The organism is Lactobacillus sp. UMNPBX4 (assembly GCF_002554115.1).
Taxonomy (GTDB): domain Bacteria; phylum Bacillota; class Bacilli; order Lactobacillales; family Lactobacillaceae; genus Lactobacillus; species Lactobacillus gallinarum.
Window position 1 is genome coordinate 1 of record NZ_PCZF01000139.1, and the last position, 412, is coordinate 412.

Below are 412 nucleotides of genomic sequence, written 5' to 3' on the forward strand. Positions count from 1 at the left end.
TACTTTTCAGGATCAAGGCCATTTCTCTTGGCAGTTTCAATTAAGCTTAGAATAATGCCACTTGCAGTAGCGCCTCTAAAGTTTTGTGAAAATAACCAATTTTTGCGGCCCATTACTAGTGATTTGACAGCTCGTTCAGCTTTATTATTAGATAATTCTAAATTACCATCAAGCAAGATATGTTCAAAAGTCTCTTGATGCTTGAGTGTATAATTAATGACTTTTCCCAACTTAGAACCTGGTAAAACGGTTGTCTTATTTTTCTCGCACCAGTTGAAAAACTCTTGCATCAATGGCTTAAGTTTTTCTTGTCTTAGCTGGTAACGCTCTTGTTTGCTTAAATTCTCCCAGGTCCGCTCTAAGTAAAACATGCGATTGCAGTAGTTGAGTCCTTTTTGGGCAAGGGACTTTT

Annotated in this window: 1 protein-coding gene; it reads right to left on the reverse strand. The window is 37.4% G+C overall.

The window, feature by feature from the left end; genetic code table 11:
- On the reverse strand, window positions 1–412 hold a 412-nt coding region (locus tag CP355_RS10080; protein WP_143468957.1), incomplete at both ends, for a transposase.